Source organism: Nocardia crassostreae (assembly GCF_001613405.1).
In the GTDB taxonomy this organism is placed as follows: Bacteria; Actinomycetota; Actinomycetes; order Mycobacteriales; family Mycobacteriaceae; genus Nocardia; species Nocardia crassostreae.
This window is the reverse complement of sequence record NZ_BDCH01000011.1, coordinates 237,496-252,071: the sequence shown is the minus strand read 5'-3', so window position 1 is coordinate 252,071 and position 14,576 is coordinate 237,496. Positions and strand designations below refer to the sequence as shown.

At 66.0% G+C, this 14,576-nt stretch carries 12 protein-coding genes and 1 tRNA gene; 5 read left to right on the top strand and 8 right to left on the bottom strand.

Annotated elements, in window-relative coordinates:
* Positions 1–9: 9 nt before the first annotated feature.
* Both NC4_RS06725 and NC4_RS06720 read right to left on the bottom strand, forming a co-directional pair.
* The gene (locus NC4_RS06725) at positions 10–1,599 is read right to left on the bottom strand and encodes an ArnT family glycosyltransferase (RefSeq protein ID WP_169814735.1); all 1,590 of its coding nucleotides are present in this window, start codon (positions 1,597–1,599) and stop codon (positions 10–12) included.
* A 619-nt stretch (positions 1,600–2,218) separates the two neighbouring features.
* Entirely contained in the window at positions 2,219–3,610 is a 1,392-nt protein-coding gene (locus NC4_RS06720) for an acyltransferase family protein (RefSeq protein ID WP_169814734.1), read from the bottom strand.
* 124 nt (positions 3,611–3,734) lie between these two features.
* Here NC4_RS06720 and NC4_RS06715 point away from each other — a divergent pair, with 124 nt between their 5' ends.
* The 4 genes from NC4_RS06715 (at position 3,735) to NC4_RS06700 (ending at position 7,469) form a co-directional block, all read left to right on the top strand.
* Positions 3,735–5,993 carry an MMPL family transporter gene (locus NC4_RS06715; RefSeq protein WP_067533814.1) on the top strand — a complete coding sequence of 753 codons (2,259 nt, stop codon included), beginning with the start codon at positions 3,735–3,737 and terminating at the stop codon, positions 5,991–5,993.
* A 206-nt stretch (positions 5,994–6,199) separates the two neighbouring features.
* Complete coding sequence (locus NC4_RS06710) at positions 6,200–6,556, top strand: RNHCP domain-containing protein (RefSeq protein ID WP_067533811.1); 357 nt, start codon at positions 6,200–6,202, stop codon at positions 6,554–6,556.
* Between the two features lie 30 nt (positions 6,557–6,586).
* Positions 6,587–6,994, top strand: a complete 408-nt coding sequence (locus tag NC4_RS06705) for an RNHCP domain-containing protein (RefSeq protein WP_067533809.1) — start codon at positions 6,587–6,589, stop codon at positions 6,992–6,994.
* Positions 6,995–7,247: 253 nt separating this feature from the next.
* Positions 7,248–7,469, top strand: coding sequence for a DUF397 domain-containing protein (locus tag NC4_RS06700; protein ID WP_084528628.1), 222 nt, complete (start codon positions 7,248–7,250; stop codon positions 7,467–7,469).
* 84 nt (positions 7,470–7,553) lie between these two features.
* Here the strand turns inward: NC4_RS06700 and NC4_RS06695 are convergent, their stop codons facing one another.
* Both NC4_RS06695 and NC4_RS06690 read right to left on the bottom strand, forming a co-directional pair.
* Positions 7,554–8,465 carry a helix-turn-helix domain-containing protein gene (locus tag NC4_RS06695; protein WP_218020923.1) on the bottom strand — a complete coding sequence of 304 codons (912 nt, stop codon included), beginning with the start codon at positions 8,463–8,465 and terminating at the stop codon, positions 7,554–7,556.
* Between the two features lie 231 nt (positions 8,466–8,696).
* Positions 8,697–8,770, bottom strand: a tRNA-Leu gene (locus tag NC4_RS06690).
* 279 nt (positions 8,771–9,049) lie between these two features.
* Between NC4_RS06690 and NC4_RS06685 the strand changes: the two genes are divergently transcribed.
* Positions 9,050–10,747 (top strand): vWA domain-containing protein, encoded by a 1,698-nt coding sequence (locus tag NC4_RS06685; RefSeq protein WP_169814733.1) that lies wholly within the window; start codon positions 9,050–9,052, stop codon positions 10,745–10,747.
* 159 nt (positions 10,748–10,906) lie between these two features.
* Here NC4_RS06685 and NC4_RS06680 read toward each other — a convergent pair whose 3' ends face one another.
* The 4 genes from NC4_RS06680 to NC4_RS06665 form a co-directional block, all read right to left on the bottom strand.
* Complete coding sequence (locus tag NC4_RS06680) at positions 10,907–12,373, bottom strand: peptide MFS transporter (protein ID WP_067533803.1); 1,467 nt, start codon at positions 12,371–12,373, stop codon at positions 10,907–10,909.
* A 132-nt stretch (positions 12,374–12,505) separates the two neighbouring features.
* Positions 12,506–13,465: a Ppx/GppA phosphatase family protein gene (locus NC4_RS06675; RefSeq protein WP_067533799.1), complete on the bottom strand. Its 960-nt coding sequence runs from the start codon at positions 13,463–13,465 to the stop codon at positions 12,506–12,508.
* A 4-nt stretch (positions 13,466–13,469) separates the two neighbouring features.
* Positions 13,470–14,009, bottom strand: coding sequence for a DUF501 domain-containing protein (locus NC4_RS06670; protein ID WP_067533796.1), 540 nt, complete (start codon positions 14,007–14,009; stop codon positions 13,470–13,472).
* Positions 14,006–14,569 carry an FtsB family cell division protein gene (locus tag NC4_RS06665; RefSeq protein WP_067533793.1) on the bottom strand — a complete coding sequence of 188 codons (564 nt, stop codon included), beginning with the start codon at positions 14,567–14,569 and terminating at the stop codon, positions 14,006–14,008. Before NC4_RS06665 ends, NC4_RS06670 begins: the two co-directional genes overlap by 4 nt.
* Between the last annotated feature and the right edge of the window lie 7 nt (positions 14,570–14,576).

The following is a 14,576-nucleotide window of genomic DNA, read 5'->3' as shown; positions in this document are numbered from 1 at the left end:
CGCGGTGGCTCAGCGGGTGGGGCGGGTGGTGGCCCGGGAGTCGCGCCAGTGGCCGAGGTCGAAGTACAGGGTGGTCCAGGTGTCCCACATGGTGGACCAGGGCTGCTTCGGGTTCTTGCATTTCCAGACGGCGACCATGCGGTCGATGCCGGGGATGCCGATGGGATCGTCGAGGTTCACCACGCGTTCCACCTCGGTGAAGCGGGATTTCAGGTCGGGCTCGGCGGTGTCTAGGCCGACGAAGATCACCGTGGTGGTGGAATCCGGTGGCGGGCCGAAGAATCCGAAGCCTCGGCTGGGGCTGTAGGTGGGGGGCAGGTCGTACTCGCCGCCGAACTGCTCGACCGCGCCGCCCTGCCAATAGCCCTGGGTGATGATGGCGGAGTGCGCCTTCTCCTCGGGCGTCAGCGTGCGGTAGCCGGTGTCGACGGCCTCCACCATGCGATCCCAATTGGTGGTACCCCAGAGCGCCGACCGGATGCCGAGATCGATGGGGGTCACCGTCTGGCCGCGCCAGCTGGGCGGCAGGGGTAGCAGGGTGAGCGTGCCGACGTAGGTCACCACGGTGAGCACGACGATCGGAATCATCGCCAGGTTCATCCACCGCTTCCGCGGGTACTGCCACAGGCCGACGGCGCCGATGGCGAACATGGCGGGGAAGAAGCCCGTCGGGTAGTACGGGCGGCCGTGCGTGATGACCACGAATGCCGTCATGAGCAGCAGTGCGACCGCGATGAAGCGGTACGGCTTCAGCGACTCCTGCTTGACCACCGCGTAGAAACCGACCGCGATCAGCAAGCAACCCGTGAATCCGGCGAAACCCAGCCACTGCGGGAAGAATCCGGGCGGACCGTAGCCCGTGGCGTCCTGCTCCGCTCCGATGATCGGGCCCATCGCCAGCTGCGGCCAGTTGTGCTGCGACTGCCAATACAGAATCGGGAGCACGGACAAGCCGAGGATGCCGGTGCCCGCCCACAGCGCGAGGCGGCGCAGAATCTCGCGCGGCCCGCACAGGATCACGGCCACGCCGAGGCATGCCCAGACCAGCGGGATCATCCACTTCACCTGCATGTCCAGCGCCGCGACCACGCCCGCCACGACGATCAGCCAATCCTGGCGGGTGCGAACCCAGCGGATGAGCAGCCACGTGATCACGGCCGTGAGCGTGGCGTCGAAGGAGAAGGTGCTCAGCGCGCACTGGGTCACCAGCAAGTAGGACGTGCCATAGGTGAACGCGGCGAACAACTGGACGCGCTGGTTGGCGCGGAGTTCGTAGGCGATCAGCGCCGACACCACGATGGCGCCCACGCTCATCACGACCGCCGGAACCCGCAGCGCCGTCACCGATCCCGGCGCGAGCACATCCGCGAGGTGCGCGAAGAAGGCCACCACGACGCCCTGATCCGCGTACGTGTAGTCGAGTCGCCGTCCGGCGGAAAGGAAATAGAGCTCGTCGCCGAAGAACTCGTAACGCCCCGCCGTCACCGTCAGCACGATCAACGAGATCCCGGCCATCAATGCGACGCCACGGAAAGCGAACGGCGGGTGGGTATCCGGAATGGTTTGCGACTCGGAACGAACCGCAACGACCGCTGTCATGAACTGCACCTGACACTTTCCGACAGACGCGTCCGGCGCCCCACTCCCATTGGCGGCGCCGCATCTGTTCGCTGACGAACTGATTCCTCCCCGGCAGCGAACTTGATGAGCGCGAGAGCTCGCGATCCTGCTCGGATTATGTTTGCCCGACATTAATGCCTGTTGTCGGAGTTCGCAAACGCTGCGACTCACCTTCTCGCAATGACCGATTCGATGACCTATACCGAATGAGTAGTGATGCGAAAGCCGCTCGTTCGAGCCGGAGGAAGCGGGTCCTTCATGACTAGGATTAGAAGAATGTGGCGCGCATCGCATCCGGAATTCGAATTCAGCGACTGTTCCCGCCCTGTTTACTCCTGCCCTGCCATGCTTGGCGAGCAGCCGATTCGATGACCGATTCGCCGACAGATCCAATGCGGCGGGTATGTGATATCGCTTGTCACCGAAACAAAGATCCACCAATACACTGGCAGATAGGAATACAGGCCACCATGGAAATTCTCGGGTTCATCGTCGAACTGTTCGGCAAGGGCGCCAACCTGCTGGCCGCGGGATCCGCGTACGCGGGCACCGAACACCGCTGACCAAGGCGGCGCACCGGCCCCGTCGCAGGGGCCGGCTACGCCCGCGCGTCCATTCTGGTGATCAACCGATGCCCGAGGTTCTGGAACGGCTTCTCGACCTTGTGGTAGCACAGCGCGGCGAGGGCGATCGAGACGACGATCCATGAACACCAGGTGAGCCATGGTGCGAGCGCCCCGAACGCCGATACCGGCCATTTGGGCACGAAGTTCATCACCAAGGCGTGAATCAGGTACAGCGAGTAGCTGATTCGCCCCAGGTACAGCAGCGGGCGCGGGAACGAACGTCGGCGCAGCAGCAGCGCCGCCCCGAAGAGCAGATAGGCGCCGCCAATGGTGAAGACGTCCTTCCAGGCGCCGGTCGTCGCATCCAGTACGGGCTGATGGAGGAGCCCGAGCTGGATGAGCTTGAGCACGGGGATCAAGCCGAGGGCGAGTCCGAACACCGCCCAGCCGAGCTTGATCGAGATCTCGCCCGAAGTCATCCGATAGACCACCGTCCCGACGAACATGGTGGCGAAGATCGCCGCGGAGTACCACGCCGATTCGGGCTGGTTGAGCGCCAAAGGGACAGCGATCGACGCGAACAGCACCGCCGTCGCGGCCGAACTCCGGTCGGCCGCCCGGCGGGCGAACAACACCGCGACCACCACGGTCGCGGCGACGACCACCGAGCGGGTGACGAGGTTCGCGTCGGGACCATTGACCATCGCGACCGGCAGGAACAATCCGGCGGGCAGAATCGCGCCGAGCGCCAGGACCGCCAGCGGCACCGATCGGCGATTGAGCCCGCCGAGGAACAGCAGCGACACGAACAGATAGAACACCAGCTCGTAGGAGAGCGTCCAAGCGACGACGAGCATCTGCGAGTCCGGCCCGGTGAGGAAGAAGTGCGCCATGCTGGCATTCGTGACGAGGTTCCACGCGGGTTCGGCCAGAAAGCCCGGCGGCCCGCCGTACATGCCCAGGAAGTGCAGAATCAGCACCGCGCCCAGGCAACCCCAGAACAGTGGAAACAGCCGGAAGAATCGGCCCACCCAGAACGCGCCCAGCGACCGCCCGCGCTCCACGGACGGCGGGATGATGAAGCCGCTGACAATGAAGAAGACGAAGACCCCGAACACGCCCGCCCCGAAGTACGTCGCCGAGAATCGTTCATAGCCCGGCCACACCAGCTCCGAACAATGCTGGATCACGACCGCCAATGCCGCGAATCCGCGGAGTGCGTCCAGAAACTCGAACCGGCCACGACGGGTGCGCACATTTTCTTCGACCCGCCCGATCGGATCCGCAACAGTCTCATCAGGTTTCGTCACGCCGTACCGCCGAGAATTCGACCAGGAACCACTGAACACATAGCTGGCGATGGTAACTCGAGTCACGATGCCGACAAGTAATAGATATTCCGGCGCCCGATACCGCCGATTCAAAGCGATTCGCTATCACAGCGCCCGGCAGCACGTTTGCAGGTGCCGATGATGCACACTAACCTCTCACGAAGTTGCACAATCCGGAAAAGTCTTTGGGGGAAGTCCTGATGATCGGCGGGACATAGTGTTCGCGCGCTGGGGAAACCTCGTTTACCGGCAGCGGTTCGCTGTGCTCGGCATTGTCATCGCCGGATTGCTCGCACTGGGGGTGTACGGCTCGGAGTTGGGGAACCATCTCGGTTCCGGGGGGCTCGACGATGCCGGATCGGAATCCGCGCATGCCGCGCGACTGCTCGGGGCGTCGTTCCCGCCGAGCCACGACGCGGACGTTATCGCGATCTACACCGCGCCGACGGACAAGACCGTCGACGATTCCGAGTTCAGTCGCAAGATCATCGACAACCTGAACAGCCTGCCGCGCGTGTACCCCGGGCAAATCGCGGGCATCAACGGCGCCTACTGGCCCACCGAAACCGGCAGGGCGAGCGGAGCGCAATTCGCTACTCCCGACAAGAAGTACGGCGTCGCGTCGATCGCGATCCGCGGTGACAGCGAGAACGCCATGCTGCACAACTACCGCCAGGTCAAGGATGTCTTCCATATCCCCGGTGTGACCGTGCAGGTCGGTGGGTTGAAACCGGTGGCGGGCACGCTCAACGACACCATGGCCGAGGACATCCGGCGCATGGAGGTGCTCGCTTTCCCCGTGGTGGCGGTGCTGCTGTTCTTCATCTTCGGCGGTGTGGTCGCGGCCGCGCTGCCCTTGATCGTGGGCGGGCTGACGATGGTCGGCGCGAACGGGATCATCCGGTTGCTGACCAAGTATTTCGAGGTCAATTCGTTTGTCCAGCCGGTCGTTTCGATGATCGGCCTGGGTCTGGCCATCGACTATGGGCTGTTCATCGTGAGTCGGTTCCGGGAGGAGCTCGCCGAGGGGTATGACACGCCGGCGGCGGTGCGGCGGGCGGTGATGACCGCCGGGCGGACGGTGGCGTTCTCCGCGACGATGATCATCGCGAGTGCCGGGGGCATGCTGCTGTTCCCGCAGGGCTTCCTCAAATCGATTGCCTACGGAGCTATTTCGGCGGTGGCGCTGGCGGCGCTGACCGCGATCACGGTGCTGCCCGCCATGCTGGCCGTCCTCGGTCCGCGGGTGGACATGCTGGGTATCAAGCGATTGCGCAAGACCAAGACCGCGGAGGAGGTCGAGAACGGCTTCTGGGGCCGGAGCACGCGCTGGGTGATGCAGCGGCCGCTGAAGATCGGTGGCAGCCTGACCATCATCCTGCTGCTGCTGATCCTGCCCGTGCGCGATCTGGCCTTCGGCGGATTCAGCGAGCGATACCTGCCCCCGGACAATGAGACTCGCCTCGCGCAGCAGCAGATCGACGCGGCATTCCCCGGGCGCCGGGCCGACCCGATCGAACTGGTCCTCGTCGCCGCCGACAGCAAAGCGATCGGCCCCCTCTGGGCACAGGCGAACGACGCACCGGGACTGGCCGGGAAATTCGCCATGCCCCAACGGTCCACCATCCAACCGGATGTCTACCGGACCAGTGCTCTGCTCACCGACTCCCGCCGCGCCGAGGCCACCATCGACTACCTGCGGGCGATCGAGACTTCCGACGGCGTGAGCCTGTTCGTCGGCGGGGTGCCGACCATCCAGAAGGACAGCATCGACGCGCTGCTCGACCGGATGCCGCTCATGATCGCGCTGGTCCTGCTCGTGACGACGCTCTTGATGTTCCTGACCTTCGGCTCGCTGATTCTGCCGATCAAGGCGGCGATCATGAGCGCGCTCGGGCTCGGCTCGACCCTGGGCATTCTGACCTGGATTTTCATCGGCGGTCACGGCTCCGGGCTGATGAACTTCACGCCGCAGCCGATCCAGTCGAATCTGCTGATCCTGATCATTGCCCTCGTCTACGGCCTGTCCACCGACTACGAGGTCTTCCTGATCTCGCGCATGGTCGAAGCCCGCGCGCAGGGCGCCTCCACCACGGAGGCGGTCCGCGTCGGCACCGCGCACACCGGTCGCATCATTACCGCGGCCGCGCTGATCCTGCTCGTCGTCACCGGCGCCTTCGCCTTCTCGGATCTGGTGCTGATGCAGTACATCGCATTCGGCATGGTGGCCGCACTGCTCATCGACGCCACCGTGATCCGCATGCTGCTCGTACCGGCGACCATGAAACTGCTCGGCGACGACTGCTGGTGGGCGCCGGGCTGGATGAAGAAGGTCCAGGAGAAGATCGGCTTCGGCGAACTCGTCCTCGACGACGAACGACCGGGCGGCAAACAGGTCATCGATCTCGTCGAAACCACCCCGATCACCGATCCGGTGACCATGCAGATCCCGGTCTTCACCGATTCCCGCAAATAATTCGGTGGCGTGGTCCGCGACCGGGTTGCTAGGGTGACCGCCGACTTTGCTGATTACTCACGGGCTCAGGCCCTGAAAGAGGGTGTTGATGTCCCGGCCAGCGCCGAGCGCGCCTCGCCGCGCCGCGTAACCGCGCGTCCCACCCGTCGAGGATCGCTCGGCCTGCTCCTGCTGTCATCGCATGCCTTCAGCAAAGGAGTATCCGGGTGTCTACCCACGTTTCCCACAAGCTCGACACTTTCACCTGCCTCTGGTGCGGCCTGGTCGTATCCACCTACGCCGCCGATGGCGCACGCCGTAACCACTGCCCGTCCTGCCTGCACTCGCGCCACGTCTTCGACCAGGTCGAGGGCGAGGCGAGCGATTGCGGCGCCCGCATGTCACCGAACTCCATCGCCGTACCGCGCAGCGGGGATTGGATGCTCATCCACCGCTGTGTGCGCTGTGACGAGTTGACCGCCAACCCGATCTGCGCCGACGACAACCAGCTCGTCCTCATGCGCATCGCGGTGCGCCCGCTCGCGCAGCCGCCGTTCCCGCTCGAGGCCTTCGGTTCCCTGTAACCGGTTGTGGCGCAAGAAAGGAGGACGACCATGCCACGCCGCACGAACCGCAGAGCCCGCCGCCCGCAGCGGCACAAGACGGTACTGCACGGCCAGGACGGCCACGGCGACTTCCGCTGTGTCGCCTGCCGACTCGACATCCCGGTGCACGCGCCGGGCGCCGCGCATCGCAATCACTGCCCGACCTGCCTGGCGTCATTGCACGTGGATCGCAAGATCCCCGGCGACCGCGCCTCGCCGTGCCGGGGCCGGATGGAGGCGGTGGCGATGAGCGCCCGCGGCGACGGCGAGTGGATGCTCATCCACCAATGCCTGGCCTGCGGCGAGCTCAGCGTCAACCGCACCGCCGGCGACGACAACGCCCTCGCACTGGTCCGCCTGGCCATGCGGCCGATCCGCGACAACACCCTGGCCAGCCGCGCCCTGCTCGCGCTGTGACCGACCGGCCGGAATGACACCCTGAATACGCTGGGGCCACCGTCGGCGAGCAGCCGTGCGGTGGCCCCGCTGGTAGCGGTGATTTGTCGGTGGGTCGCCGTAAAATTGCGTTCATGAGCATTACGACATTCCGGCGTGCGGTCCCAGCCGAATTCAGTTGCGCAGCTGATGGTTCGGATAGCACTGTGTTGGTCGTAAGCGATACACCAGAAGGGTCATGGGGAGTGACCCTCCGGGGGAAGGAATGAATGCCATGAACGGCAAGATGATTCGTGGGGAGCATCGCGGCCCGCGGTTCGCCAAGAGCAGCTTCAGCTACGGCGGCGGCGACTGTGTCGAGGTCGCGTACCACGAAGGCCGGATAGCCCTGCGTGATTCCAAGGATCGGTACAGCCCGACCCTGTGGTTCACCAGATCCGAGTGGCGAGCGTTCACCTCGGGTGTACGCGCCGGAGAATTCGATTTCGGCGAGTGATGGAAAGGTGGTGTCGCAGCGAATTCGCTGCGACACCACCACCCCCACGTGCGGCCGAGCCCTCGTGCGGCCGCGGGAAACAAGTCAATTGGTTGCGAGGCGGTGTATTTCGCCCCGCAGTTCCGTGAGGAATACGCGGGCATCGATGTCGAACAAGGCCATTCGAGTCAAGGCCAGCCAGCGGCGTCGATGGGCGTCGACGAGTTCGGGGCCGCGAGTGACCATGCTGCCCGGAATCGGCTCCGCGGAGGCGACCGCATGGTCCTCGCTCTCGTAGATGACGAAACCGTGCGGGATCGTGGTGCTCGCCTCGATGTCCTGCGGAATCACCCCGATGGTGACCGTATCGAGGGTCTCGATCGAGATGATCCGGTCCAGTTGCTCGAGCAGCACCCGATACGGTCCGGGCCGAAAACGCAGGGCCGCTTCGGTAATGAGGAATTCGAACCGCTTCGCCGGGTCGTACAGCACCCGCTGGCGATCCAGGCGCGCGGCGAGCGCGGCCGCCAAAGCGCCTGGCGTATAAGGCGGATCGAACGTATCGAACACCCGGCGGGCATAGTCGGCGGTCTGGAGCAGACCCGGCACGAGTGAGGGCTGGAAGTTCCGCACCACCTGCGCGTCCTCCTCGAATGCCCGTACGTCGTCCTGCAAATGCGCGCGATTCGCGAGCGAGGCCGCCCAGTCCCGCACCTCGGGCGTGTGCGCGGTTTCGGTGAGCCCCCGCAACGCCTGCCGAGTATCCCCGTCCGCCCCAACCGCTTCGGCCCAGTCCAGCACCTGCGGCAGCGGCGGAACCACATGCCCCGCTTCGATCCGCGACAGCGTCGACTGACTGATTCCAACCCGTTTCGCCAGCTCCCGCCCCGAGATTCCAGCCAGATCCCGCAACCGCCGCAACTCCGCGCCCAACTGCAGGCGCGGGTGCGTCTGGCGCGCAACCGAACTCGCGGCCGTAGCCGCCGCCTCGCTCGCGCCCTCTGCGGGTTGATTCACTGGAACCATGATGATTCAGATCGAATCACTTTGATTCAGCCGAGTCAAGACTCGGCCGGTCACAACGCGAATCGCACATGCATCACCCACTCGCACGCAACACACCGGCTACCCGATCACCCCCGGCGCAGCACCTCCACAGCGCCATCGATCACACCGAGACCCGAACCCACGACGGTCCACACAGGACCGCGGTTAACGCAGGGCATGGGAATACATCCATGCCGTAAGTGCCCCCGGACGGGCTCGAACCGTCACTGGGCGGATTTTAAGTCCGCTGCCTCTGCCAATTGGGCTACGGGGGCGACTGGGTCAGAGTACCGAGCCGTACGGTCGTGCTGGAATCACCCGGGGGGGTGAATTCTGGGGATGAATGGCGGGGGTGGAGGGAAAGGGGGGAAATGAGGGGAATGGGGTGTGATCTGCGTCTCATCTGCGTTACGGGGGTTATAGGGGCGGCGGTACGTTCGCGGGTGATGAAGGCTTATGTTCGGAAAAGCTTGGCGGCGTTGGTTATTGGTGTCGCAATTGTGTCATTGACCGTGGGGGTGGCGGGGGGCGCGGAGGAGCGGTATGCGCCGACGATGTTGGTGTTGGATGGGTCGGGGTCCATGTTGGCGGAGGATCCGGGGGGCGGGACCAAGATGGATGCGGCCAAGAGTGCGGTGCGCACCTTTGTGGCGGGGGCGCCGGGGGAGTCGAAGGTGGGGCTCACCGTGTACGGGACGGGTACCGGGTCCTCGGAGGCGGAGAAGGTTGCGGGGTGCGGGGTGCGGGGTGCGGGGTGCGGGGATGTCAGCGTGTTGCAGCAGGCGGAGACATTGGATCGGGGGGCGCTGACGAGTGCGGTGGAGGGGGTGACGCCGCGGGGGTTCACGCCGATCGGGACGGCATTGCGGACCGCGGCGGAGGCTTTGCCGAAGGAGGGGGCGCGGTCGATCGTGCTGGTGTCGGATGGGGAGGACACGTGTGCGCCGCCCGATCCGTGCGAGGTGGCGCGCGAGTTGAAGGCGGAGGGGACGGAGCTGGTGGTGCATGCCATCGGGTTCGGGGTGGACGAGCAGTCGCGGGTGCAGTTGACGTGTCTGGCGCAGGCCACCGGGGGCACGTATACGGATGCGGCGGACGGGAAGACGCTGGAGCAGGTGCTGCCGCGGATCAGTGCGGCGGCATTGCGGAATTACGAGGCGACGGGGACGCCGATCAGCGGTACCGCGAATTATGTCGACGCACCGGTGGTGACCGAGCCGGGACAGTATCTGGACACCATCGGACAGGAGGAGAAGCGGTTCTACGGGGTGGACGTACCGGCGGGGGCCACCGCGTATTTCACCGCGGCGCTGTCGTTTCCGCGGCGCAATGATGTCGGGATTCTCAAGGATCTGAATCGGCTCGAATTGCGCGCCTACGGCAAGAACGGCGAGGACTGCAATAAGTACGAATCGGAATTCGTCACCAGATCCAGTGACGGGGAGGCGCTCACCGCGACGCTCGTATTCGCGGGCGCGGCCGAGACTTCCGGACCGCCGGGATGTTCGGGCGGCGGACGGTATTACTTCACCGCGCAGTGGGCGCAGGCCTCCGACGGCGCGCTCGAGCGGATGCCGATGGAGCTGGTGATCGGCATCGAGCCCGCGCTCGCGGGCAGCGGCGGGCCGGAGGAGGTCGGCGCCCTGCCCGAATACACCACGCCCACCACCCCCGCCGTGCCGGTCGTCGGCGGCGGATCGTTCACCGTGGCCGCCGCACTGCCCGGTTCCGGCGTCTACACCGATGCGCTGCAATACGGCGAGCTGGTGTTCTACAAGGTGAAGCTGGACTGGGGACAGGCGCTCGCCTATCGCGTCCACTACGACGCCATCGGCCGATCCGGACTCGAGGCCATCGCCAATGTCGACACCGCCATCTACTCGCCGCTTCTGGACGAGGTGGAAAGCGATACCCACGCCTACACCGGCAACGAACTGGTCCTGCCCGCGAGCAAGGCCCTGTCCACCTATCCCATCCGGTATCACAACCGGGACGGCGACGTGTACGAGGCGCGGGACCAGGCCCTGGCGGGCTGGTACTACATTGCCGTGAAACTCGGTCTGCCGCGCGAGGAATCGGACGTGCCGCCGGTGCCGATCCGGCTCGAGCTGCAGGTGGTCGGCGAGCCCGAGCCCGGACCGGTCTACGCGCAGACGACCGCGAACAGCAATACGCTCAGCGGCGACGACGGCGCCGGGAAGCCCGTGCAGACCACCGCCGCCGAATCGACGGTCAGCTCGGCCGGGGTGTGAGTGCTGCTCGCCGGCGCCGCCGCCTGCGTGATCGCGGTCGGCGTGCTCGGCAATCTCATCGTGCGCGCCCGCAAGCGGTAGCGGCCCGAAACGTAGCGGCCCGAAACAACGAGGCCCGCCTCCCGAGCGGGAAGCGGGCCTCGTTCGTCGAGAAACCGGTTAGTGCACGCCCTCCATGTGGCGGCTCACCCACGGCGCGATACCGAGCACGATCGCGCCCACGGCAATGGTCACCAGTCCGGTGATGCCGAAGTACGCGAGCTCGTGCGACGGGTCGTAGAACTTCGACAGCACACCCGACATGGAGGTGCCGATACCCACGGAGAAGAAGTACAGCGCCATCATCTGCGCCCGGAAGGCATTGGGCGCCAGCTTGGTCGTGACCGCCAGGCCGATGGGCGAGAGCAGCAGTTCGGAAATGGCGAACCCGCCGAGCACCACGAAGACGAACAGGATGGGCACCGTCTTGCCCTCGGTCCCGGAGAACAGCGCGAACAGCATGAACGCGATACCCATGCCGATCACGCCGAGCGCGAACTTGCGCGGCGTGCTGGGCGCGCGATTGCCCAGCCGCGTCCACATGATGGCGAACAGCGGCGACAGCGCGATGATCCACACCGGCTCCATGGACCCGATCCAGTTCGACGGCGCAGTCCAGCCGAAGACGTCCCAGTTGATCCGCTCATCGGAGTACACCGCCAGCACCGTGAAGATCTGCTGGAACAGCGACCAGAACACGGCATTGGCGATGAACAGCGGAATGAACGCGCGCACCCGGCTGCGCTCGGTCGCATCCACCTTCGGATGGTTGAGCATGACCGCGAAGTAGGCGACCGAGGCCACCACAATGACGCCGGTGGTGACATCGGGCAGGTTGGACAGGGTCAGCAGACCGGCGGCCCAGGCGGCGGCCACGATCACGACGACGGCCGCGACGGCTGCCAGGACGCGCGAAATCTCGGTGCGCGGCAGCGGGTTCGGCACGTCACGGCCGTGATCGCCGAGGTTCCTGCGGAAGGCGACATACTGGGTGAGGCCCAGCGCCATACCGACGGCGGCCGCACCGAAGCCCCAATGGAAGCCCACGTGATCCTTGAGCAGACCGGTGATCAGCGGCCCGGCGAACGCGCCCAGGTTGATGCCCAGATAGAACAGCGTGAAGCCGCCGTCCGCCCGCGCGTCACCCTTGTCGTAGAGGGTGCCCAGCAGCGAGGAGGCATTGGCCTTGAGCGCACCCGAGCCCAGCGCGATGAGCACCAGACCGACGCCGACGCCCGGCAGGCCCGGAATCACGGCCAGGCTGATATGGCCCGCCATGACGATCACGCCGCCGTAGAAGACCGTGCGCTCCATACCCAGCACACGGTCGGCAATCCAGCCGCCGAGCACCGTGGACAGGTACACCAGGCCGCCGTAGGCGCCGACGATGCCGGTCGCGGTGGCCTTGGGTAACTCCAGGCCACCCTCGGTGGTCGAGTAATACAGGTAGTAGCCGAGGATCGTGAGCATCCCGTAGAACGAGAAACGTTCCCACAGCTCGACACCGAACAGATTCGCGAGTCCGATGGGATGTCCGAACAGGGTTCGTTCGGCGACCGGTTTCGCGTTGTGCGCTACTCCTGACATAACCCCAGACCTTCCCATAAGGGGCAATCTGACAGCAACCTCAGCCGTTAAAGTACGTCACAGTTGTCCAGTACAGGCATAACTGTGAGGTCGATTCCTGCTCGAGTTGCCAGGATTTCCGCCACACACGGATCAGGCGATGGACAGCGCGATCCCGTCCAGAATGTCGTGCTCGCTCACGATCAGCTCGCTGATCCCGGCGCGCCGCGCCAGCTCGTCGGCGAGCACCTCGGTGATCACCGCACCGCCGCCGATCACATCCACCCGGCCCGGATGCATGGGACCCAGCGCGGCCCGCTCATCGTGATCCATACCGATCAGCCGATCGCACACCGCGCGCACCTCGGCCAGCGACAGCCGCGTGAGATGCACCTTCTCCGAATCGTATTCGGGCAGATCCAGCGCCACGGCCGCCAGCGTGGTCATGGTCCCGGCCACGCCCACCCAGGTGTGCGCGCGCTCCACCGGCACCACGCCGAAGGCCTGCGCCAGCCGCTCGGAGGCGAAGAACCGCGCCGAGGCGACCTCCTCGCGGGTGGGCGGATTGCCGAGCAGGCAACGCTCGGTGATCCGCACACAGCCGATATCGGCCGAGTACGCCGACTGCACGCCCCCGGCATCGCCCAGCACCACCTCGGTGGATCCGCCGCCCAGATCGACGACCACGAAAGGCCCTGCGGCGGCGGACAATTCGCCGACCGCACCGGCGAAGGACAGCCGCGCCTCCTCATCGCCGGTAATGACCTCGGCCTGTGCGCCGGGCACCACCCGCTCGAGTTCGGCGCCGGTCATGGAGAAGAAGTCGTCCCGATTGCTCGCATCGCGGGTGGCGGAGGTGGTGACCATGCGCACCTTGGTCACCTTGGCCTCGATCATGAGATCGACGTAGTCGCGCAGTGCGGCGCGGGTGCGTTCGATGGCTTCGGGATTGAGCGAGCCATTGGCGTCCACGCCCTGTCCGAGCCGGACGATGCGCATTTCCCGATGCACATCGGTGAGGTGCGGCGCGCCGTTCTCGCCCCGGACCGCATCGGCGATCAGTAGTCGGATGGAGTTGGTCCCGCAATCGACGGCGGCGATCCGCTCACTCATATGACTAGCCCTCCGACTTCACCTGGTACTGCTCGTAGTTCGGCCAGTCTGCCGGAATCGCGGTACCGCGCAAACCGTGTTCGGCCGCGAGCGCCACCGCCTCGTCGCCCAGCAAGTTCAGCCCCGGACCCTTGGCCAGCGAATGCGCGATCAGCACGTGCAGGCACTTCACCCGGTCCGGCATACCGCCACCGGCGAAGTCGGTGCCGAGATCCTCGATGGCATTGCGCTCGGACAGATAGCTCTCGTACGCGGCGCGATAGGAGGCCGCCAATTCGGTGTCGTGCGTGAGCCGTTCGGTCATCTCGCGCATGAGCCCGGTCGTCTCCAACCGGCTGGCCTCGGCGGTGAGCCGCGGATCGGTCAGGTAGTACAGCGTCGGGAACGGCGTCCCGTCGGGCAGTTTGGGGGCGGTCTTCACGACCGCGGGCAGGCCGTCCGGCGTGCGGTAGGCAATGGCGAGCACGCCGCGGGGCTCCCGGCCGAGTTGCTGGGCGACGACGTCGAGATCCTGCTCGGTCGGCTGGTTCCCGGATGCGGTCACCTGGATTGTCCTTCCTCGATGCTCTGCCACAGTTCGGTGTACCAGGGGTCGGGCGCCTTGGCACTGGTGGTCATGGCGGGCACGGCCGGTTGTTCGATACCGGGCACCTGCACGATGTAGGGGGTTTTGCCGGGCATGACCAGCCGCAGCCGGTCGCGCGCCTCGGCCTTGATGTAGGCCGGATCCTGTTGCTGCGCACGGCGATCGCGCAGCCGGTTCACATCGGCCTCCAATTGCGCGCGCTGGGCGGCCAGTTCGGTGGCCTCGGCCCGCTGGGAGAAATAGGTGCGCAGCGGCACCGCGAGGGTGAGCGCGAGCCCGCACAGCACCGCCGCCAGCAGTACGGCGCGCCCGGTCGACAGACCGAGGATCTTGCGTTCGTGCCGTTCGGATTTCGCGGTCTTCTTGGCGGCCCGGCGCTTGACCGCCTTGGCGCCGGCGGCGGTGCGGGCGGTCTCCGTGGCCGCCCGCTTCCCGCTGCCGCGAGGCTTGGCGGACCGCGACGGGCGGCGGTCACCACGTCCGGCCGGACTGGTACCGCGCGCCCGTCGCTCCGTCATCTGAAAC

Bases quoted from the DNA above. Each gene is read 5' to 3' on its own strand.
- NC4_RS06725 (WP_169814735.1), bottom strand. From the start codon at position 1,599: ATGACAGCGGTCGTTGCGGTTCGTTCCGAGTCGCAAACCATTCCGGAT.
- NC4_RS06675 (WP_067533799.1), bottom strand. From the start codon at position 13,465: ATGAGTGAGCGGATCGCCGCCGTCGATTGCGGGACCAACTCCATCCGA.
- NC4_RS06665 (WP_067533793.1), bottom strand. From the start codon at position 14,569: ATGACGGAGCGACGGGCGCGCGGTACCAGTCCGGCCGGACGTGGTGAC.
- NC4_RS06680 (WP_067533803.1), bottom strand. From the start codon at position 12,373: ATGTCAGGAGTAGCGCACAACGCGAAACCGGTCGCCGAACGAACCCTG.
- NC4_RS06705 (WP_067533809.1), top strand. From the start codon at position 6,587: ATGCCACGCCGCACGAACCGCAGAGCCCGCCGCCCGCAGCGGCACAAG.
- NC4_RS06685 (WP_169814733.1), top strand. From the start codon at position 9,050: ATGTTGGTGTTGGATGGGTCGGGGTCCATGTTGGCGGAGGATCCGGGG.
- NC4_RS06700 (WP_084528628.1), top strand. From the start codon at position 7,248: ATGAACGGCAAGATGATTCGTGGGGAGCATCGCGGCCCGCGGTTCGCC.